Below are 19,851 nucleotides of genomic sequence, written 5' to 3'. Positions count from 1 at the left end.
TGAACTGGCGCGTGTAGGTGCGGTGGGTACGCCGGGTCGAATATCTGGCAAGGTCTGGTTCTTTGAGCATGGTGTGCACGATGAGTTACGTGCACACGATCTTGCGAGATACCAGACTTCAATTCAAGGTGGGTTCACCGGACGCTTACGATGCATCTTCCGAACTTCGGAAGTAAACACTTCGATCAAGGCGCGTACCGCCCAACGGGGCGTAGCGCTGTGTCACTGAGGCAATGGCCTCGCGGGCATTCGGCAATACCTGATCGTCTCCGCTTGCTGCATGTGACATGAATTACTCCATCAACATTGATTTGGTAATTATTGCGTGAATGATCTAGAAATGGAACGAGAGGTCATCCAACGGCGGCGCTTCATCATCGCTGGAAGTTGTCATGGTCCAACCTTATGCTTGTCGAACAAACGTTCAAAGAAATCGATCACCACTTTTTTAGCCTGCCCCCCTACAACATAGCGATCATTGTTCCAATCTGCATCAGGAAACTCGGCGCCGCCAAAACGGTACAGCTCGTAACCCTGCAGCCGCAGCCGCCTGTCTTCCTCGACCATCCTGGCGTATTGAGCGGGTGAGGCTCTGCCGCCCTCAGCGTAGTGCTGTTGACCATCGACCTCGATCACAATACGAACATGGCCATCCAGCAACATCAGGAAATCCATGCGCTGTCGCGCCAGAATGCTGTCCTTGCCCAGTTGAAAGCGCTCGGCTTGGGTGAAGGGGTCGTAGTGCAGATAGACCTGCGGGATCAAAGCGGGCAGACGATCTCCCAATTTCGGACCAAACACTTCGTGGTAGGTGCGAAAAATCGCGTACTCGCCCGGCGAATGCGAAAGCTCGACCGACCGCTTCAAACGCTCTCCAAGAGACTGGCGTGCAGATTTCAGCTCAGCCAGTCCCTGGCGCTCTTGCCACCATTGGGCCATGTCCAGCCACGCCAAGCCGCTTGTCGGCAACGGACGGTCGAACACCAGGCACATGTCTGCGTGCTTGGTGATCTCAATATCGTTGCTGACCGCGTCGCGCAGCACTAACTCTGGCTTCGGACCGACCGACGCGAAGATCAAATTCTTCACCGTTCCGGCAACACCGACCCCCATGCGCTGAATGGCGTAGATCGGGTGCGTGGATTGCGTGTCGACCACCACTGCCGAAAATCCATCGGGCCGGAATACGGTATTCAGTTGGGTTGCGAGATCGACTTGTTCATCACCACGCCGAACTACAGGATGAAGCAGCTTTTCCAGCAGTGCAAGGAAATTGGTCTGACTGCACGTCAGCGCGCCACATCGAATCAGTAGCTCCTCGGTCGAATAATCCGAATTGCGTACATAGTGCTGGACAATGTCCTTGGCAAGGGAGGGAAGAAAGTTGAGATGATTGTCAACACCGTCATATGAGAGATGTTCTGATGAGACGATGTTGAGTCCATCGAAAAGATCAACGTCGTTGAAAAGCGTGTCGAGGCGATTCAAGACCTTCAGAGCATCTCTGCGTGTAATTTCGGTGATGCGATGCGCCGCATGCACGGTGAGTTCGCTCACGACCTCAGCCAAATTGGGAATGTCGAATTCCTGAAGTACGACTGCTGCGATCTTCAACAGAGCTGACTGATCCAGTTGCACCAGGCGGTTTTTGACATATATCCTGCGACTGCGAAAAGCTTCGTCAGCATCACCTGGCTCAACACCTTCTTGAATGCCCACCCGCACACAAACCGCCGGGACGTTGTAGGCCTTCACATTGGCGGCGATCCCTTCGGCAATGCGGTCTCTCAAGGTATCGTGAGCAACTTTCCGTGCTGGCACGCCCATCATTCCGCCCATAGTCTGTCAGGACCAACATAGTCGAGCGCAATGGTCTTTCGAACTTCGGATGCGGTAGCAACCAACAACCCCGTTCGATCCGGGTTGAGCGGCAAGCTCAAGACCCCAAGACGTTCGCAGTCGGCACTCATGACGAAGTCCCCCTGCCCGCTGGTCGAATCAATACGGAGTGGCATCCCCGGCAGTGGCGCTTTTCCTTCAAGCCAGGAGACCTGTGCAGATTCGATTGAGCGTGTCCAAGGCTGCGCGGCCTGCGTATCAAACGAGCGCACAAACTCCATCCATAGTGAGTGTGTTTCAGGAGTCGGCCAAGAGGCTCTGGTGACAAGGGCTACAACAGCCTCGCTCCGAAGCCACCGAACCAATGCGCGAGCCGAAGTGAACTGGCCTGCGCCATCCTTGACTGCTTTTATCGCAGCAAGTCGGGAGGCGAAACCAGCTTGCATGAGATACGCCGCGGGCCTGAGTAGTGTGCCCGTTTCCACTGCGGCGACGGCGAGCCTCAACTCACGATCCGAAAGTTCCATTTCCTCATCGAATGGATCCTCATGCGCAAGTCCGCGCACACGCACCGCCTCCATACCCCACGGTAACTTGTAAATCAGCCCTTGTTCAACGAAGGCGAGCACTTCTTCGGTATTTATAGTGGTCAGTGCTGCCAGCGGTTCACCACTGAGCCACAGCGATAAAACATCCTTCCAATTGGCTGGCAGGTCATCTGGCACAAAAGGAGGAATGGAGAAGACGATCTCAGCGAACGTTGTGATCGCCGTAGTTGCAGCCTGTTGGTCTTCAAGCAGGATTGCTCCGTTCGCGCGAGCAAGGAGCGCCTCCAGTTCGACCGCCCGAGCATCGAGAAGTCGTCCTGTCTCCAAACCCACACCAGCCAGAAAATAGCCCCGTCGCTGTGCGGCCGTCGAGTGGCTCCACACGAACTTGGCCCGCGCTACCAGGGTTCCCGTGAGCGCTTTTACTACATGCGCCTTGCGATGTTTGAGCCGTCGCTCGAACAATGACGAAGCAAGCGCTGCGTCGAGACGGGCTTCTATTTCGTCGTCCGGTACCACCTGATCACCAAGCAAGCTCAATATCGCAGTGTCAAGACTGGTCATGTACGACCGCCATTTTGACTCTTCGCTGGCAGCATCCTCGACAGCCTCGTCGGACACTTTGGGAAATTTCCACGCGGCATTGCCTGCCACATATGTCAGCAACTTCTCCACATCGCTAGTACCGAGCTTAGCCGCCATACGCAACAGCAGGGTGAGAATCAGACGCAGCAATCCGCTTTCCATCTCTCGCCCACTGTGATCGTCGATCATGGACTGCCACCGCCGTCGGCGATTTCCCTCATCATCGAACATCGGGTACAGGACCAAGCCTTCGACGTCAATATACGCCCGACCTGCGCGGCCAACCACATTTCTGAATTCTGAAATGTCAATGGTTTCGCGATTGCGAACCAGCCCGTGAAAGAGGAGACTTGTCGCCGAGAGATTCAGACCCTGGGCAAGGGTCGGTGACGAAATCGTGATCTTTAGAACGCCGTCCCGCAACAGTCGCTCGACTTCTTTGCGATACGGTGACGGCAAGGCGCCGTGATGCACCGCCACGCCGAGTTGCAGACACTTCAGCAGTACATGATCCTTGCCGAACCACTCAGCACCAATGGCTAAGGTCGATGCAAGAATCGCATCCTTCTGGTCGAAAACCGAGGCCAACGCTCCCCGTTTATGCAAGTCGACGATCGCTGTGGCGAACGGCTCCACCGATGCGCGCAATGGACAGAAGATCAGCACCGTCTGCCCGTCTTCAACGAGGCGCCAAGCCGTTGCCAAACAGAGTTCGCGCTGGTCCTTGGGAAAGCTCGTTGTGCGCCTGCCGACTGGGGGCACAAAGCCGCTGAAGAATTTCGGAACAAACGGTTTTTCATCTCCCACTGAAACGGTAAGACTCGCATGCCCCCCATTCCACGTCACTTCGCCGAAGCGAAGCCGTGTGGGTCGCCACTTGTCCTGAATCAGGCCGTCGGGCTTGTCACCCGTCAGCCATGCCGCAAAGTCGTCAAGCTGATCGCCTTCGGGAAGAATTGCCGAAAGGCAGACGATGCGACGGCATGCCGCATCGGAACGGGTCAGAAGCCTCTGTATTTGTGCCTCATAGCGCACTTCTCGTTCATTAAGACCAATCATATGTCCTTCATCGAGCACGACCAGTCCGACATCGTCCAAAAGTGCCGGATCGCTGCGAAGGGCGAAGTCCAGTTTTTCAGGGGTCGCCACGATGATGTCTCTTGCGTGCAGCGCATCGACGTCGGCACCACTCGCTCCAATACTGCCGTAGAGACTTGAGACCGTTTTCCCCAGCGGCCGAAAGGTCCGCTGCAGCCCCACCTCTGTTTGCGCCGACAGTGCGCGAAGCGGGGTGACGAACACGACACGCTTTCCTGCCGCAAGGCACGCAAGGATGCAAAGCTCGGCAATCCGCGTTTTCCCAGCACTGGTAGGAAGCGAGAGCACCAAGTTGGCGTCCTCGTCGAGCACTCGTTTTGCGGCTTCGAGTTGGGACGGCCACAGCTCGATTTCAGACTTTCCGCGTCGATACAAAGAAGCAATGAAAAGCTGCCTGAGTTGGCGCCAAGCTGGCATAGCACCACCCGGTGCAGCGTCCATCGGTAGTCGTTGATGGAAACTCATGTCCCAGAGCCCCTGCAGCAGATGGATTGCCAATTTGTGGCACCACCACAAGGCAAGAAGTTTGAACTCTGCGGCCCCCTCCCGTCCAATGCGTAGTTTTGAGAGAGCGATCTCGATCAGCGAAGCATCCCCGCGTTCAAACGCAAGCATCGCGGTAGCGAGTGCACCTAGAAAGCCATCTGCTAGCGCCAGATCCACCGCATCAATGAGCACTGAGTCGGGCGACTCTTCATCAGAATCATCTGGAACGGCAGCGTTGCCGAGCGCGGCTCCAATAACGGAAATCAAGGCCTCATCGGACCCGGTATCATTTGCCTTCCATATGGCGATCTCTTCATTGAGACCATCGAGATCTCGCAGCATCAATTTGGCAAGGCATCGTTCACATTTGCTCAGGTTTGCCTGCTCAATGCTTACATGCAGCAGCGAATACGCCCGCGCGGAGAAGCGTCCCAAGTGATAAGCCGCGGCAGCTACGACGCGATGGAAATCACGCGCGGAAGCTTCCCTGTTTCTCACGACGACAGCCTCCAAGGCTTCACCGGCATGTTCAAAAGCACTTCGTGCGAGCTCCGAATTTCCGTTCAATTCCAAGAGCCTCAGCCCGTGAGACAGCAGCGAATAGCCGTAGGAAAGCAGGTCATAGCTCAAGAATGTCGAGAACTTCGGCGCGTCGGGAGGGAGAACCCCATCGCGCCAAATCATTGATCTAGACTGCCCGCGCGCCAAGAGCTTATCCCTGAAACCCGGCGTTATTGCCTGCGCAATATTGGCCTCAATCTCGTTGATGCTAGACGCCATTGCTACTCACCATATCAAACACCGATTTGATGAACTTCTGATGTTCCACAACGCGGAGACCGACCGATATCTGCTCAATGCTCCCTGTGTATGACTGGAGGTCACGGCGCAAGTGTGTGGCAGGATCGTTGGCGGAGAAGGTAAACATCAAATGAGTAACTTGAGAGGCCTTGATCCGCGTCTTGAGTTGAGCCGTATCGAGCAAGTCAGCCAAATGCGTTTGTCCCTGCTCGAAGCATCTATCGGCCAGGAACGAAATCGCGTGTGCCGAAGGACGCCCCTGGTTCGAAGCGAGCGCCTTTCGCGCAGCGGTCACAGTCGTGCCCGATAGCGAAATGCGACTCTTCGCCTCACCCTTGAGAACCAAAACGTCTCCTGTGACAGCATCCACGCCAAACGCGAGGATATCCTCACCTCGCATTGACATGTTCCGATGATCTTTCCACCGCAAGCGGTGAACCCCTTGTTTGAAAACCGTGAACTCTCCCAGGTAGGAAGTGCCCAAGATCTCGCCAAGATCGCCGGAACGAATGGATTTGGTCGTGGGAAGTTTCTCTTCGATGAATTCGGCCACCGCGGTCTTTCCCAGCGTTTTCATCAAATGGGAGACACGTTCGTTTGACGCGTATTGAGAAGGAATAAGCTTGGATAACACCTTGACGGCACCATTTATTTTCTTCGACTCCGCATTGAGAACTGTCATTTCATGACCGTTGACACTCTCCTTGGTTGCTGTACACCATTTAGCAAACTGCGCCATTCATCCCCCGATCATTTGTAATTTGTTTTAAATAGTATCAAGCCGGATCACACGAATATGCCCTTGACCTTGGCCAAGGCTTCTTTTTTTGCATACTCAACCTGTTCGTGCGTGAACCACTGCTGACTGTCGGCCGTGTGCCCAAAAAACGCACAGTGGACAGCCTCATCGCTGACCTTGTCGAGCCAGTCATCCACTTGAACCTTGAAAGAGAACTCGCAATCGGCGATCGGGCACTGCCGATCGATATAGTCATCCTGGTCCATTTCGCCACCAACGGAGCAGCGACATTCATTCCGTCGAACTGGCCGGCAACTCTCAACGTCTCCTCAAACAATCTTCACCTCCCTGATCTACGACGGTCGCCTCTATCTCGACAGATTGAGTTCATACGCTTGGGCGATGCGGTCCACTATATCGGCGACCGTCGCATTGCCAAGCTGCAGCGCTTTCGGATCGATAGACGTATCAGACGCCACCGCAACGAGGAACCGCATCATGTCCTCGCCGATCTTTTGCACCAGCGGAATGCGAGTCGCTGGTGCAAGCAGTTGCGACAAGCGCAGCACATCGTTGAGATGTTTGCGCACGTCTTTTGCATCCACCTTGGCACCCTGCTCCTTGCGGGCGTTCAAATCCAGCCACGCGATCGCTTTCAACGGGATCAGCCGGTCTTCGCCCACCCATGGGAGTCCATCAACTTCACGGCGCCCCGCCATGATGAACTCGTAGTAAGCCTCGTCCAGCAGGATGGCGGACAGACTGGAGACTGCTTCATCCAGCGGTATCGGTGTAAGTTGGCTACCTTGGGCCGGCTGCAATCCGTCGGGGGCTCGCGCGAACAACTCGACCATCGCCGGGAAACGTTCGTCGGCCGGTTTCTGAAAACGATAGAAGATTGGTTTTCCAGTGTCACTGGCCTGGCGAATCTCATAACCACCGGTCTCAACGAACTTCCAGAAGGCCTGAACAAAAGCCGGCGTCAGCGCCTCGACATGCAGGACGATATCCAGGTCCTTCGTGGCGCGGAACGCGAGCCCGGCCTCTTCCATGGTCAGGCTGGCGGCCGTGCCGCCGATCAAGACGTACTGGTTGGAGTAACCCGCAAACCAACTCTGAAAAATATCCAACCCTCTCACCATGGCAGTTGCCCTTTCAGTTCGTCCAGCGCGAGCTGGATGCGATCGTCCGCGTTGTCTTGCAGGCTGAGCGTCAGCGAGAGCGGGTCAACTGTGGCCGCGCCTGGCAGCAGCGCCGGGCTGTAGCTCCACAATTGCCATTCTTGTGCACCGGCGACCGGTTCGGGCAACTCACGAACGCCAGCGTCTGCCGCAGACTTCCACTCCGCGGAGCTCATGGCGTACACCGGCCACTTGGGCTCGGCCAGCATCGAATAGCGCGCCAGTGCGCTCAAGCCCGCCAACCGTTCCGGCCGGTTGGCTGCAAAACCCTCGGGGAGCACCCAGACAATCCGCTTGACCGGACTTCGCAGCAAAGGCTTTGCTCGTTCCCAGGTCTGCTGCGACGTTTGCTCCATGCGCAGCCAGCGTGCCCGACCTACGGTAAACGCGGAAACAAGCCCGGCCGCAGTCAGTTCCCTGACCACGCGCGATAGCGTCATGGGCGTGTAGCCCAAGGCGACTGCCACCTTGGAGGGTTGCCACTCGGCCTGCCAAGGCTGGTTCAGCAAGGCCTTGATCAGCATGGCCTGCGCGGAAGGGCTTAACGCGGCGTCTGCAGCCGGGGAGCGCTGCCGAAAGTATTCACGCAGATCCAAGCCCAAGTCCGGCAGATAGAGCTGGTTGCCAGGAACGATGAACGGGACCTTTTGCTCGATCAGTCGCCGACGTTCGTAGGAAGCCAAGGCATCTGTGACGTAGACCACGGGCTGCCCAGCCATCGCCCCAACCTTATCCAACCACGTTCGAACTTCGCCGAGAGACTGTTTCTGCTCAGCACGTCCCATCGCCAGCACGAGGGTATGCCCCAGCAGTTCTAGCTCACTGAACTGGAAGGCGTCCCGCAGAAAGTACGGCAGTTCGTTCACACGCGCCCACGGCCTCACATCTGGCGTGGAAACACCCAAGACCTCGTAGAGGTAACGTCGAACGGCAGTAGCGAGGACTAGCACTGATAGCTCAAGTTAATAACAATAAAATGACACGATAACATATACGATGTTATCGTGCGAAATTTAGTTAAATTAACGTGGATTCATTCGTTCCCCCAAGGGGGCCACCCGAAATCGTCAGACGCAACTAAGCAAGCCGAAGTTATTTTGTCCGAAAAATGTATATGTATTTCAGTCAAAACAACCACCCGGTCACCGGCAGCACACATTAAGAGCCATTTGCCGTGATGCGGAACTTTGGGAACAAACATACCGATGGCTTCTTACATAGTACGCTGAGAGGGCATCCAATCACCAGCGGCTGGATGTGCAATGAACCCTATGGTCACCACCCTATTCGCTGAAATGGTCAAATCTACTGTTCAGCAAATGTTGCAGATTGAAGGCCAAGTAACAGGCGGCGCGCCATTGCTGATCGCATTCGATGGGATGCCACGGGATAATATGAATACCAAGATTGGAGATTACTGAACGTGAATTTTCCTCTCATCTTGAAGTGGGTAGCTAGATGGGTAGCTGGATAAAATTTAAGTCTTTAAATTTAAATATTTATCTTATAAATCAATAACATAGAACAAATCATGAAACTTGCCACCTGGAATATCAATTCACTGACCGTGCGACTGCCACAGGTACTGGACTGGCTTGACGCCAACCCGGTTGATGTACTGGCGCTGCAGGAGCTCAAAATGAGCGACGACAAATTTCCGCACGCGGCCTTTGCCGAGGCGGGCTACCACGCCAGCTGTTTTGGCCAGAAAACCTACAACGGGGTGGCACTGATCAGCAAGTCGCCTGCCACCGAGGTGGTGCGCAACATTCCCGGTTTTTCCGACGACATGGCGCGCGTCATCAGTGCCAGTTTCGCCCCCGGCATCCGCGTGGTGGGGGCCTATTTTCCCAATGGCCAGGAGCCCGGCAGCGACAAGTTCGAGTACAAGCTGGCATGGCTCAAGGGCCTGCGCGACTGGCTACGCACAGAACTGGTCGCTCACCCGCAGCTGGTGCTGATGGGCGACTTCAACATCACTTTTGACGATGCCGATGTCTGGGACCCCGAGGGCATGCGCGACCAGATCCATTGCACCGACGAGGAACGCTACGAGCTCAATGCCCTGATCGCGCTGGGCCTGAACGATGCGCACCGCCTGTTTCCGCAACCCGCCAAGAGCTACTCCTGGTGGGATTACCGGGATTTTGGCTTCCGGCGCAACCGTGGCCTGCGCATTGACCACATTCTGGTGAGTGCTGCACTCAAGCCCCAGGTGTCTGCCTGCTGGATCGACAAGACGCCACGCAAAAACGAACGGCCCAGTGACCACGCCCCGGTCGTGGTCGAACTCAGCTGAGGAGTCTGGGCGGCAGAGCGTTCTGCGAAGGTAAAAGGCGGAGCCCGCAGGGCGGGGGACACGCAGCAGAACGCTTTGCCGCCCAGGCTTCTAGACGCTACTCCAGGCCAAGTTCCTGGATTTTGCGGGTGATGGTGTTGCGGCCAATGCCGAGCTTTTGCGCGGCATCGATACGCCGGCCCCGGGTGGCAGCCAGGGCCGCTTGAATCAGGCGCGACTCGAAGCGGGCCGTCAGGGTGTCCCAGACGTCGGTGCGATCAGTCGCAAGCAAGGCTCTGGCCTCGGATTCCAGACCTTGCTCCCAGCCAGCCGCAGGCATAGCGGGCGCATCCGGCAGTTTTTGCAAAACGGCTATCTCAGCGTGCACCGGCCCCAGCGCAGAAGGTTCAGTCACCGGCATGGACCCGGTCAAGACCGCAACGGCGGGTGGTGCTTCCGTGACTGCCACTTCAGGCGGTAAATCCTTAGGCTCAATCACTTGCGCGGGTGCCATGACCGTGAGCCAGTGGCACATGTTTTCAAGCTGGCGCACATTGCCCGGAAACCCAAACTGCCCAAGCCACGCCAGCGCCGCATCGGAGATGCGCTTGGGCTCCACCCCCAACTGGCGCGCGCTTTGCTGCAAGAAGTGGCGCGTCAGCATGGGGATGTCTTCACGCCGCTCGCGCAGCGCAGGCAGGCGCAGGCGGATGACGTTCAGGCGGTGAAACAGGTCCTCACGAAACACGCCTTCCTTGACCCGCTGCTCCAGATTCTGGTGCGTGGCAGCAATCACACGCACATTGGTTTTCACCGCACTGTGGCCACCCACCCGGTAAAAGTGGCCGTCAGACAAGACCCGCAACAGCCTGGTTTGCAGGTCAAACGGCATGTCGCCAATCTCGTCCAGAAACAGCGTGCCGCCATCGGCCTGCTCAAAACGGCCGCGGCGCATGGTTTGCGCACCGGTAAAGGCGCCACGTTCATGGCCAAAAAGTTCGGATTCGAGCAAGTCTTTGGGAATGGCGGCCGTGTTGATGGCGACAAACGGGCCGTTGGCACGCGGCGAATGCTTGTGCAGCGCACGCGCCACCAGTTCCTTGCCCGAGCCAGACTCGCCGGTGATCATGACGGTGACGTTGCTTTGGCTCAGGCGGCCAATGGCACGAAACACATCCTGCATGGCGGGCGCCTGGCCCAACATCTCGGGCGTGTCGTCCATGCCTTCGTCAACCACCTCCTCGCGCTGGCTTTCTTCGACGGCGCGACGGATCAGTTCCACCGCCTTGGACAAATCGAAGGGTTTGGGCAGGTACTCGAAGGCACCGCCCTGAAAGGCGGACACGGCACTGTCCAGGTCGGAGTAGGCAGTCATGATGATGACCGGCAAGCCCGGGTATTTGGCCTTGACCTTGTCGAGCAGATCCAGCCCCGAGCCGCCTGGCATGCGGATGTCGCTGACCAGCACTTGCGGCCCTTTGTCTTCGTCGAGGGCCGTTAAAACATCACGCGCATTGGTAAAACTGCGGCTGGGCAATTGTTCACGCAGCAGCGCTTTTTCCAGCACGAAGCGAATGGACTGGTCATCATCTACGATCCAAATGGGCTTCATTACGTTGTCTTGCCTTAGGTTGAACCCTCACCGCAATCACTTGCAGTCACCTTGCGATGCACTGCAACCCCCTTGCGATCAGGGCAGAGGAATCAGAATCTTGAAATCCGTCGCGCCCGGCACACTGTCACACTCGATCAGACCATGGTGCTGCTGGACAAAGGTTTGCGCCAATGTCAACCCCAGCCCAGAGCCACCCTCCCGCCCCGACACCAAGGGGTAAAAAATACGGTCCTTGATCGAGTCTGGCACACCAGGCCCGTTGTCAATCACATGCAATTCCAATGCCAACCGGTAGCGTTGTTTGCCAAAAGTACTTTGCCGCGCCACCCGGGTACGAAAAATAATTTGAGCATCGCCCTGACCAATGCGCTCAGCCAGCGCCTGGGCCGCGTTATGGGCAATGTTGATGAGGGCCTGGATGAGCTGTTCGCGGTCGCCCCGGAACTCGGGAATCGAGGTGTCGTAGTCACGCACCACCTGCAGGCCTTTGGGAAACTCCGCCAGAATCAGCGAACGCACCCGCTCACAGACTTCGTGGATGTTGACGTCCCCCACCACATGGGGCCGGCGATGCGGCGCCAGCAAACGGTCCACCAGCGACTGCAGACGGTCCGCTTCGTGGATGATCACCTGGGTGTATTCGGAGAGTTCGGGCTGGGCCATTTCCAGTTCCAGCAGCTGCGCAGCGCCCCGAATGCCGCCCAGCGGGTTTTTGATTTCGTGGGCCAGATTGCGAATCAGCTCCTTGTTGGCCTGGGCCTGCTCGGCCAGCCGCTCTTCACGGTCCTGGCGTGCCTGCTGTTCCAGTGGCAACAGCTCAACAATGATGTCAGCGCTTTCGGTTTGGGTCACGATGACATGCACCGGCAACAGTTCCCGACCCAGACGCAGCAGCTTGGCGTCGTAGCGCAGCGCCGCAAATTCGTTGCTGCCCGCGCCCTGCAAAGCGGTTTGCAAATGGGCAGGTTCGGTAAACGAGTCGGGTAAATGCGAACCCACAATGGTGCGCCTTGAAATGCCCAGTGCATCTTCCAGGGCGGCGTTGGCAAACGTGACGGTGCCGTCACTTTGCACCACGGCCACCAGCGTGGCCAATAAATCAAAGGCACCAAAACGCTGGGTCACCATGCTGCCCGTCGGGACGCGGTATTTTGGAAAAGCCAGTTTCAAGGTCAGCCCCGAAGACGACTAACGTCCGGCCGGACTGGCAGGCAGGCGCTCAAGTTCACGGCGAATCCCGGCCATGTCACTTTCGTTGCGCGCCAGACTGGCTTTGAGCTCAGCCACACGATCCAGATAGCGCTGGTAATTGCGCGCCTCGTCGCCACGCCTGTCTGGCTCGCCGTTGTTGTATTCCTTGAGCAACTCTGCTTGACGCGCCTCGGCCTTTTTCAGCTCGGACTGCAAAATCAGGCGTGCATCGGAGTCGCGCGACTTTTGCTCCTGCGTATCCACACGCGGGCCGGCACTGGCAGCGCTGGCCTGTACTGGCGCTTTCGGCTGAGTCGGTCGCGTGCCCTGCACCACCGTCACATTGGCGCCCTCCACCAACTTGCAATTCTTGGCCTGCGCCTCCGTCACGGTGTTGGTGTACACATTGCCGCAACGGTAAATACGCTCCTGAGCCTGTGCATTGGCACACAGCACCAGCAGCAACAAGCCGGTCCAAGTGATTTTTGTCATAGAAATTCAAGCCCTCTCTTATCAGCATCGGCATGTCTATCCCATGGCATCCCTGCACACGGGGGTGGGTTGTGAGTTTCCCACAATAAAAAAGGACGGCCTGAGCCGTCCCCTTTTTTGACCCCAGGGTTGCCAAGCACAACCCGGAGCAGTTGCTTACAGCGAATAGTACATGTCGAATTCGATCGGGTGCGTGGCCATGCGCAAGCGCGTGACTTCACCCATCTTGAGTTCAATGTAGGCATCGAGCAGGCCGTCGGTAAAGACACCGCCCTTGGTCAGGAAGGCACGATCGGCATCCAGGCAGTCCAGTGCCTGGTCCAGGCTGTGGCAGACGGTAGGAATCAGTGCATTCTCTTCGGGCGGCAGGTGGTACAGGTCCTTGGTGGCGGCTTCGCCGGGATGGATCTTGTTTTCCACGCCGTCCAGGCCGGCCATCATCAGGGCCGAGAAACCCAGGTAGGGATTCATCAGCGGATCGGGGAAACGTGCCTCGATACGACGACCCTTGGGGTTGGCAACATAGGGAATACGGATTGATGCCGAGCGGTTCTTGGCCGAGTAAGCCAGCTTGACCGGCGCCTCGAAGCCGGGAACCAGGCGCTTGTAGCTGTTGGTGCCAGGGTTGGTGATGGCGTTCAGTGCACGGGCGTGCTTGATGATGCCGCCGATGTAGTACAGGGCAAAGTCGCTCAAGCCGGCATAACCGTCGCCGGCAAACAGGTTCTTGCCGTCTTTCCAGATCGACTGGTGCACGTGCATGCCGGAACCGTTGTCGCCAACAATGGGTTTGGGCATGAAGGTGGCGGTTTTGCCATAGGCATTGGCCACGTTTTGTACCACGTACTTGAGGACCTGGGTCCAGTCGGCGCGCTCAACCAGGGTGCTGAACTTGGTGCCAAGCTCACATTGACCAGGCGCTGCGACCTCGTGGTGGAACACTTCGACCGGGATGCCCAGGGACTCCAGAATCAGCGACATTTCAGCGCGCATGTCCTGCGTGCTGTCCACCGGAGGCACAGGGAAATAACCCCCTTTGGTGGTGGGACGGTGGCCACGGTTGCCGCCTTCCATTTTCTTGCCCGAGTTCCAGGGCGCTTCGTAGTCATCGATCTTGAAGAACGCACCTGATGCATCGGTGTTCCAACGCACGTCGTCAAACAGGAAAAATTCCGGCTCCGGACCAAAGTAGGCAGTATCGCCCATGCCTGAGGCCTTGAGGTAGGCTTCAGCACGATGGGCTACCGAGCGTGGGTCACGTTCATAGGCCTTGCCGTCGCTGGGTTCGATCACGTCACAGCTCATGAAGATGGTGGTTTCTTCAAAGAAAGGATCGATGTTGGCGGTGTTGGGGTCGGGCATGAGTTGCATGTCCGAGGCTTCAATGCCTTTCCAGCCTGCTACGGACGAGCCGTCAAACGCATGACCGGAAGTGAATTTGTCTTCGTCAAAGTGGGACACAGGCACGGTGACGTGCTGTTCTTTGCCACGGGTATCGGTGAAGCGAAAGTCAACAAATTTGACTTCGTTGTCTTTCACCATCTTCATCACGTCTGCGACGGTCTTGGCCATTAGTTACTCCAAAGGAATAGTTGTTGAAAGGGGGTATGGGATTGGGAATGCAGGTTTTGTGCCAGATTCATCGGGTTCTGGCGAGATCCGTCATGGGGCATATTTTGCCTTGAGTTTCAACACTTTCAAATAGGTCAGTGGCCAGAGCACATGAATTAAAACCCTTCATTGGTATAACACAGATCGGCACAAATGCACCAATTTAGTGCATGAAATCACGGCTCGGATCAACAGCTCATGAACGCACTAATTCAGGGCCTAATTTGACCCTAAATGGTGCCAGCCCATCCACCAGCGCGGCAAACGCAGGGGCCACAGCATCAGGCGCTCCTTTGACCCCAAGCTCAATGTGGCGACCGTATTCGGGATGGTCAACGCTGGGCAGGCTGAACACCTTGATGCCGGTGAAATCACGCTCAATGGCTTCCATCAAGGGGGTCAGGGTGGCTTCCATCGCACCAAAAACGATCACCGAACGCTCCTGCCAGGCATCTTTGGCAAAAAACACCGGGTAATGGGTGTCAAGCACCCAAGCCATCATGGGCCAGGCCATGACCGGAAACCCTGGCACGAAGTGGACATGGCCACAACTAAAGCCAGGTATCTTGTTGTAGGGGTTGGGAATGATCTGCGCACCCTGCGGGAAAACGCCCATGTTGAGACGGTGCAGGTTGTCGGCATGCGTGGGGTCGTAGGTCTTTCCCTGCTCCAGCGCCAACTCCTGCATGCGTTGTTCAATCAAAACCCTGGCCTGCGGATGCAGTTCCAGGTTCACACCCAACGCACGCGCAGCGCACTGGCGGGTGTGGTCATCTGGCGTGGCGCCTATGCCGCCGGTGGAAAACACCACATCACCCGACTCAAAAGCGCGCTGCAAGACTGCGGTGATGCGCTCAGGATCGTCACCCACATATTCGGCATAGGCCAACGACAAGCCCCGCTCCTTGAGCAATTCGATCATCTTGGGCAAATGTTTGTCGGCCCGTTTGCCCGACAAAATTTCATCGCCAATAATGAGCAAACCGAAGTTTGGGGCAGCCTCAGGGCTGGTGAGGCGATGTGGGTTCGGATCGGTCAGGTGCATGGCTAAGTGGCAGGGTCAAAGAATCGGGCGGCATGGCGCCGGGCGGTGCTGGCGTGACAGCGGCCTGGGCACGCTCGGCCCGCAAGCCTTGCAAGGCAGCCAGGCAGAAATGCGCAAACCAGAGCGAGGCCAGGGCAAACACCATCGTGTAAAGCCAGATCGCCAGGGGCACCAGCACGACAAACGCCGCCACAAACAAAACACCCGAGGCCCAGATCAGACTAGGGGCGGCGCCCAAATAGCCACAAAACAGGCCAATTCCGAGCAGAGTAAGCCGATGGCGACGAAAAATCTCGCGCCGTTCCTCGCTGCTGGCATGTTCAGCCAATGCATCAAAAGCCATGACCCGGTAAGTGAGCCAGCCCCAGATGAGCGGCGGCAGAATCAGGATCAGGGGCGGAATCAGCCACAGCGGCACCGACACGATCAGCGCAACCAAAGCCAACAAGGTGGACACCAGCGACCACCACAGACTGGCAAGCAGGGAACCACCGCGTTTTCGCTCCAGTGAAGGAAATCGGTTTCTTGCCACCAACGAGGTCAGCGCCGGAGTCATCATGAGCGCCACCACCAGCAGTGAAAACACCACAATGAACGGTGTCACCGTAAAAATCACGATCAGTGGTGCCAGTACGACTTTCAGGTTACCCAAGCCAAAACTCTGCAACCAGCCTGAAATGCTGTTCATCAGGGCCGAAGATTCGAGCCACAGACGCACCGAATCCAGCACGCCATCCCAATACAGGTAGCCCAGGCCCAGCGCCAGGGCAGTCATCAGCAACAGTGGCAAAAACGACAAGACCACAACCCTTGGCTTCAAGCCATAGGCCACCGCACGCCAGAAGGAATCGAACAACAGACTCATGTGGTCAAGCATACCTCAGCAGGCTCGCCCGCAATGCTGGCCAGATCCGCCGCGCGCAACCAGCGCCATTGGCCGGGCGCCAGGTCATCAGGCAAACGCAGACCGCCGATTTGTGAGCGGTGCAAGGCTTCCACCCGGTTGCTCACGGCAGCGACCATGCGTTTGACCTGGTGGTATTTGCCCTCGGTCAAGGTCAACCGCAAATGGAATTCAGAGACGGCCTCGCAGGCCGCCGCGCGCACCGGCTTGGGGTCGTCATCGAGCACCACACCCGCCAGCAACTGGTTGACCTGACGGGCATCCAGAGGATGCTTGACCGTGACCTCATAAACCTTGGGCACATGGTGGCGCGGCGAGCTCATGCGGTGGATGAACTTGCCATCGTCGGTGAGCAACAGCAGGCCGGTGGTGTCCTGGTCCAGTCGCCCCACGGCCTGCACGCCTTGTACTGCGCCTTTTTGAGGCCGCAGTCTCAGTGGTGACGGCAGCAAGGTGTAGATGCTGGGGTAGGTGGAAGGTTTTTGCGAACACTCGGTGGCAGCCGGTTTGTGCAGCATGATGTAAGCCTTCTCGGCGTAGGGCCAGTCCACCCCCTGAACCTGAAAGCGCAGCCCTTCTGCTTCGAATTCAGCCGTCGACTGCACACATTTGACAGGAGCCGGAGGTTCACTGTGGTCGTAAACCTGAACAAACCCCTGCTGGATCAATCCGGCGCAAACACGCCGGGTACCAAAGCCTTGTGAATAAAGAATGTCTTGAAGCTGCATGCACCGAGTATCGCAAAGTGCGCAGCGCCAACGCGACCGGGACACGCGGCAGAGGCCGTGCCTCAGGGATGCAGCAGTCGCGCCGCCTCACGCGCCGCCACAACACCTTCATCGGTGGGAACTACCCAAACTTCCACCCTACTGTCTGGCGCGTGGATCGACATCACCTGGTCGGCGGTCGCCTGTGCATTGCGCACGGGGTCAATTTGTACACCCAGCCACGCCATCCGCTGCCCAAGCTCGGTACGCAAGGCCACATCATGCTCGCCAATGCCACCACTGAAGGCCAGCACATCCAGACCTTGCATGCAAGCGACAAGAGCCCCGCTTTCACGCGCCACCCGATACGCAAATATGTCCACCGCCAACTTGGCGCCAGGCGAAGTGTCAGCCCGCAGGCGGCGCATATCGGCAGATACCCCCGACACACCGAGCAGGCCGCTTTGCTTGTACAGCAGCTTTTGCAGGCGGTCATGATCCCAGCCCTGCTCCATCAGATACAGCAGGACACCCGAATCCAGCGACCCCGGGCGAGTACCCATCATCAAACCGTCAAGTGCCGAAAAACCCATGCTGGTCGAGCAACTCTGGCCGGCCCGGGCCGCACAGAGGCTGGCACCATTGCCCAGGTGCGCCATCAGCACCCGGCCGTTCCCGCGGGAGCTGCTTTGCTGCAACACACCCATGACATACTGGTACGACAGACCATGAAAACCGTAACGACGCAGTCCCTGCTGGTACAGCGCTTCAGGCAAGGCAAAGCGGTAATCAACTTCGGGCAAAGTGGCATGAAAAGCCGTGTCAAAGCATGCCACCTGCGGTAGCCCGGCAAAGGCTTGTGAAAAGGCACGTATGCCTTCCAGGTTGGCAGGCTGGTGCAAGGGTGCCAGGGAAATAAGTTGCGTCAGGTCGGCCAGCACGGCGTCGGTGATGAGCACACTGACACGGTATTGCGCGCCGCCATGCACCACCCGATGCACCACGGCCTGCATGGCGGGAATGTTCGGCAGGCTCGCAAGCAGTTCGCGCAAACTCAGCAAGGCCTTGGCAAAGACCTGCTCCGTACCCAAATTCAATTGGCGACGCTGGCTTTGACCTTGAAAACTCCAGCACATTTCCGGTGAACCGCCTGGCTCCAGACCCTCAATGTTGCCCGAGAGTATCTGCGGCGTGACCTGGTGTTGTACGAGAGGATATAGTGAAAACTTCAGACTCGACGAGCCCGCATTGACCGACAAAATAGACATGGTTTCTCCAGATTACCAAATGGGACGGGGGTGGTCGCGGCGCGCGTTATGCGCAACCAGCAAGGCAAGCAGTGCAGAGGCCACCCGGTTCGAGGGACCATCCGCACGACTGGTCAGCGCAATGGGCACCCGGGCCCCGAGCACAATGCCGGAACCGCTGGCACCGGCCAGGTATTCCAGTTGCTTGGCCAGCATGTTGCCACTCTCCAGATCAGGCACCGCCAGGATGTCGGCATGGCCTGCAACCACCGATTGAATATTCTTGATTTGTGCTGCTTGCATTGAGATGGCATTGTCAAAAGCCAGCGGCCCATCGAGCACACCGCCAGTGATCTGACCACGCTCGGCCATTTTGCACAGGGCTGCAGCATCCAGCGTGGAAGGAATGCCGGGGTTGACCATTTCCACCGCCGACAAAATGGCGACTTTGGGCTCGACCACACCCAAAATGCGTGCGAAGTCGATGGCGTTCTGGATGATGTCCACTTTCTCATTCAGGCTGGGATGGATGTTGAGCGCGGCATCGGTGATGAGCAAGGGTTTATGGTAGAGCGGCACATCAAAACGAAATACATGCGACATGCGCCGTCCCGTACGCAAAGCCGACTTGGCCAGCACCGCGTGAATCAGTTCGTCGGTATGCAGGCTGCCCTTCATCAGCATTTCGACTTCCCACGAAGCCGCCATGTCGGCGGCTTTTTCGGCCGCAGCATGGCTATGTGGCACGGACAGGATTTCAACGCCGGTCAAATCAATGCCCGCTTCTGCGGCCACATGGCGAATGCGCACTTCAGGACCAATCAGCACCGGCACGATCAGGCCATAGCGGGCGGCATCCATGGCGCCACTGAGCGATCCTTCGTCACAGGGGTGCACCACGGCACAGCGTACCGATTCAAGCTTGTGCCCCAGCGCCAACAGGTCATTGAAGCGCGCCTGAGGATCAAACAACTGGATCTGTGGCGCTGCCACACGCGGCAAACGCACCTTGCTGGTCGGAGCGAGTACCTTGGCCATACCGCTCAGAACCAGCTCACCACGCTGATTGAACACCCGGCAGTCAAGCTCCACGCTGTTGTTTTCCGGATGCAGGGCTGTCACGGTCACGGTCACGGTGAGCGTGTCTCCGACGCGAACCGGTTTGACAAAATGCAGGGCCTGATCCTGGTAAATGGTGCCGGGGCCAGGAAACTGGGTGCCCAACAAGGCCGAAATGAGCGCCCCGCTCCACATACCGTGGGCGATCACACCATGAAACAGACTGTCACTGGCATAGACCGAATCCAGGTGTGCTGGGTTGGTATCACCTGAAACCGCGGCAAAAGCCTGGATGTCTTCGAGCGTCAAGGTGCGCAGTAAACGGGCACTTTGCCCGAGCTTGATCTCGGAGTAGGTGTAGTTTTCGATCAGTTCAGCATCCGTAGGCGGGTTCATATCAGTCCACCAATATTTAAATAAACACA

At 57.3% G+C, this 19,851-nt stretch carries 17 protein-coding genes; 2 read left to right on the top strand and 15 right to left on the bottom strand.

Annotated features, from left to right (window positions below):
- Positions 1-390: 390 nt before the first annotated feature.
- From NDJ10_RS10855 to NDJ10_RS10830, 6 genes are all read right to left on the bottom strand, one after another.
- The gene (locus NDJ10_RS10855) at positions 391-1,839 is read right to left on the bottom strand and encodes a hypothetical protein (RefSeq protein ID WP_296162065.1); all 1,449 of its coding nucleotides are present in this window, start codon (positions 1,837-1,839) and stop codon (positions 391-393) included.
- Positions 1,827-5,336 carry a DEAD/DEAH box helicase gene (locus NDJ10_RS10850; RefSeq protein ID WP_296162063.1) on the bottom strand — a complete coding sequence of 1,170 codons (3,510 nt, stop codon included), beginning with the start codon at positions 5,334-5,336 and terminating at the stop codon, positions 1,827-1,829. The genes NDJ10_RS10855 and NDJ10_RS10850 overlap by 13 nt, the downstream gene beginning before the upstream one ends.
- Positions 5,326-6,096, bottom strand: a complete 771-nt coding sequence (locus NDJ10_RS10845; RefSeq protein ID WP_296162061.1) for a Hachiman antiphage defense system protein HamA — start codon at positions 6,094-6,096, stop codon at positions 5,326-5,328. Before NDJ10_RS10845 ends, NDJ10_RS10850 begins: the two co-directional genes overlap by 11 nt.
- Before the next feature lie 47 nt (positions 6,097-6,143).
- Positions 6,144-6,362, bottom strand: a complete 219-nt coding sequence (locus tag NDJ10_RS10840) for a hypothetical protein (protein WP_296162059.1) — start codon at positions 6,360-6,362, stop codon at positions 6,144-6,146.
- 102 nt (positions 6,363-6,464) lie between these two features.
- Positions 6,465-7,238, bottom strand: coding sequence for a hypothetical protein (locus NDJ10_RS10835; protein WP_296162056.1), 774 nt, complete (start codon positions 7,236-7,238; stop codon positions 6,465-6,467).
- On the bottom strand, positions 7,232-7,996 hold the full coding sequence (locus NDJ10_RS10830; protein WP_296162053.1) for a hypothetical protein: 765 nt from the start codon (positions 7,994-7,996) through the stop codon (positions 7,232-7,234). Before NDJ10_RS10830 ends, NDJ10_RS10835 begins: the two co-directional genes overlap by 7 nt.
- Before the next feature lie 543 nt (positions 7,997-8,539).
- On the opposite strand from NDJ10_RS10830, the gene NDJ10_RS10825 reads away from it, so the two are divergent.
- Together NDJ10_RS10825 and xth are read left to right on the top strand one after the other, a co-directional pair.
- A complete protein-coding gene (locus NDJ10_RS10825) occupies positions 8,540-8,698 on the top strand; it encodes a hypothetical protein (RefSeq protein ID WP_296162050.1) in 159 nt (52 codons plus the stop codon).
- Between the two features lie 110 nt (positions 8,699-8,808).
- Entirely contained in the window at positions 8,809-9,576 is a 768-nt protein-coding gene (gene xth / locus NDJ10_RS10820) for an exodeoxyribonuclease III (protein WP_296162048.1), read from the top strand.
- 97 nt (positions 9,577-9,673) lie between these two features.
- On the opposite strand, the gene ntrC is transcribed toward xth, so the two are convergent.
- From ntrC to NDJ10_RS10775, 9 genes are all read right to left on the bottom strand, one after another.
- Positions 9,674-11,167 carry a nitrogen regulation protein NR(I) gene (gene ntrC, locus NDJ10_RS10815; RefSeq protein ID WP_296162046.1) on the bottom strand — a complete coding sequence of 498 codons (1,494 nt, stop codon included), beginning with the start codon at positions 11,165-11,167 and terminating at the stop codon, positions 9,674-9,676.
- A gap of 78 nt (positions 11,168-11,245) precedes the next feature.
- On the bottom strand, positions 11,246-12,298 hold the full coding sequence (gene glnL, locus NDJ10_RS10810) for a nitrogen regulation protein NR(II) (RefSeq protein WP_296162073.1): 1,053 nt from the start codon (positions 12,296-12,298) through the stop codon (positions 11,246-11,248).
- Between the two features lie 60 nt (positions 12,299-12,358).
- Complete coding sequence (locus NDJ10_RS10805) at positions 12,359-12,853, bottom strand: hypothetical protein (protein WP_296162044.1); 495 nt, start codon at positions 12,851-12,853, stop codon at positions 12,359-12,361.
- A gap of 156 nt (positions 12,854-13,009) precedes the next feature.
- Entirely contained in the window at positions 13,010-14,425 is a 1,416-nt protein-coding gene (glnA, locus tag NDJ10_RS10800; RefSeq protein WP_296162042.1) for a type I glutamate--ammonia ligase, read from the bottom strand.
- A 235-nt stretch (positions 14,426-14,660) separates the two neighbouring features.
- A complete protein-coding gene (locus NDJ10_RS10795) occupies positions 14,661-15,509 on the bottom strand; it encodes a molybdopterin-binding protein (RefSeq protein WP_296162040.1) in 849 nt (282 codons plus the stop codon).
- Complete coding sequence (locus NDJ10_RS10790; protein WP_296162039.1) at positions 15,466-16,374, bottom strand: EI24 domain-containing protein; 909 nt, start codon at positions 16,372-16,374, stop codon at positions 15,466-15,468. The genes NDJ10_RS10795 and NDJ10_RS10790 overlap by 44 nt, the downstream gene beginning before the upstream one ends.
- Complete coding sequence (locus NDJ10_RS10785; RefSeq protein WP_296162036.1) at positions 16,371-17,141, bottom strand: 16S rRNA pseudouridine(516) synthase; 771 nt, start codon at positions 17,139-17,141, stop codon at positions 16,371-16,373. The genes NDJ10_RS10790 and NDJ10_RS10785 overlap by 4 nt, the downstream gene beginning before the upstream one ends.
- A 62-nt stretch (positions 17,142-17,203) precedes the next feature.
- On the bottom strand, positions 17,204-18,388 hold the full coding sequence (locus NDJ10_RS10780) for an acetate/propionate family kinase (protein WP_296162034.1): 1,185 nt from the start codon (positions 18,386-18,388) through the stop codon (positions 17,204-17,206).
- Between the two features lie 12 nt (positions 18,389-18,400).
- Positions 18,401-19,822: a bifunctional enoyl-CoA hydratase/phosphate acetyltransferase gene (locus tag NDJ10_RS10775; RefSeq protein WP_296162032.1), complete on the bottom strand. Its 1,422-nt coding sequence runs from the start codon at positions 19,820-19,822 to the stop codon at positions 18,401-18,403.
- Positions 19,823-19,851: the final 29 nt, after the last annotated feature.

Source organism: Rhodoferax sp. (assembly GCF_023700745.1).
Classification (GTDB): domain Bacteria; phylum Pseudomonadota; class Gammaproteobacteria; order Burkholderiales; family Burkholderiaceae_C; genus Rhodoferax.
Note: the sequence above shows the minus strand (reverse complement) of the source record. Positions and strands in the feature narration are given on the sequence as shown.

What these genes read in the sequence shown, in the direction of transcription:
- NDJ10_RS10830 (WP_296162053.1), bottom strand. Translation starts at nt 7,996, where the DNA reads ATGGCTGGGCAGCCCGTGGTCTACGTCACAGATGCCTTGGCTTCCTAC.
- NDJ10_RS10780 (WP_296162034.1), bottom strand. Translation starts at nt 18,388, where the DNA reads ATGTCTATTTTGTCGGTCAATGCGGGCTCGTCGAGTCTGAAGTTTTCA.
- NDJ10_RS10805 (WP_296162044.1), bottom strand. Translation starts at nt 12,853, where the DNA reads ATGACAAAAATCACTTGGACCGGCTTGTTGCTGCTGGTGCTGTGTGCC.
- NDJ10_RS10840 (WP_296162059.1), bottom strand. Translation starts at nt 6,362, where the DNA reads ATGGACCAGGATGACTATATCGATCGGCAGTGCCCGATCGCCGATTGC.
- NDJ10_RS10790 (WP_296162039.1), bottom strand. Translation starts at nt 16,374, where the DNA reads ATGAGTCTGTTGTTCGATTCCTTCTGGCGTGCGGTGGCCTATGGCTTG.
- ntrC (WP_296162046.1), bottom strand. Translation starts at nt 11,167, where the DNA reads ATGAAGCCCATTTGGATCGTAGATGATGACCAGTCCATTCGCTTCGTG.
- NDJ10_RS10855 (WP_296162065.1), bottom strand. Translation starts at nt 1,839, where the DNA reads ATGGGCGGAATGATGGGCGTGCCAGCACGGAAAGTTGCTCACGATACC.
- NDJ10_RS10795 (WP_296162040.1), bottom strand. Translation starts at nt 15,509, where the DNA reads ATGCACCTGACCGATCCGAACCCACATCGCCTCACCAGCCCTGAGGCT.
- NDJ10_RS10775 (WP_296162032.1), bottom strand. Translation starts at nt 19,822, where the DNA reads ATGAACCCGCCTACGGATGCTGAACTGATCGAAAACTACACCTACTCC.
- NDJ10_RS10850 (WP_296162063.1), bottom strand. Translation starts at nt 5,336, where the DNA reads ATGGCGTCTAGCATCAACGAGATTGAGGCCAATATTGCGCAGGCAATA.
- NDJ10_RS10845 (WP_296162061.1), bottom strand. Translation starts at nt 6,096, where the DNA reads ATGGCGCAGTTTGCTAAATGGTGTACAGCAACCAAGGAGAGTGTCAAC.
- xth (WP_296162048.1), top strand. Translation starts at nt 8,809, where the DNA reads ATGAAACTTGCCACCTGGAATATCAATTCACTGACCGTGCGACTGCCA.
- glnA (WP_296162042.1), bottom strand. Translation starts at nt 14,425, where the DNA reads ATGGCCAAGACCGTCGCAGACGTGATGAAGATGGTGAAAGACAACGAA.
- glnL (WP_296162073.1), bottom strand. Translation starts at nt 12,298, where the DNA reads ATGGTGACCCAGCGTTTTGGTGCCTTTGATTTATTGGCCACGCTGGTG.
- NDJ10_RS10835 (WP_296162056.1), bottom strand. Translation starts at nt 7,238, where the DNA reads ATGGTGAGAGGGTTGGATATTTTTCAGAGTTGGTTTGCGGGTTACTCC.
- NDJ10_RS10785 (WP_296162036.1), bottom strand. Translation starts at nt 17,141, where the DNA reads ATGCAGCTTCAAGACATTCTTTATTCACAAGGCTTTGGTACCCGGCGT.
- NDJ10_RS10825 (WP_296162050.1), top strand. Translation starts at nt 8,540, where the DNA reads ATGAACCCTATGGTCACCACCCTATTCGCTGAAATGGTCAAATCTACT.